The 312-nt window shown below is 62.8% G+C and carries 1 protein-coding gene; it reads left to right on the top strand.

Annotated elements, in window-relative coordinates; translation table 11 throughout:
* Positions 1–51: 51 nt before the first annotated feature.
* On the top strand, positions 52–312 hold a 261-nt coding region (locus EXE44_RS18875; protein WP_137718106.1), incomplete at its 3' end, for an ATP-binding cassette domain-containing protein.

The raw sequence follows: 312 nt of genomic DNA on the forward strand, positions 1-312 counted from the left end.
GGGCGCCGTCCGGCGGTAGATTGATAATGCTGGTGTCGGGACGAGTGTCACATGACAACAGGGGATAGTTTGGTCGAACTCGACGAGGTGACGAAGCGGTTCGGTGATCTCACCGCGGTCGACGGCATTGACTTCTCCGTCCGAAAGGGCGAGTTCTTCACCCTGGTGGGCCCGTCCGGTTGCGGGAAGACGACGACGCTCCGGATGATCTGCGGCTTCGAACACCCGACGGAAGGCGAGGTTCGGATCGACGGCCGGTCGATGGGATCGGTTCCGCCGGAGGCTCGGGACACCAACCTCGTGTTCCAGCAG

It is taken from the genome of Halorubrum sp. SS7, from assembly GCF_005435055.1.
Taxonomy (GTDB): Archaea; Halobacteriota; Halobacteria; order Halobacteriales; family Haloferacaceae; genus Halorubrum; species Halorubrum salinarum.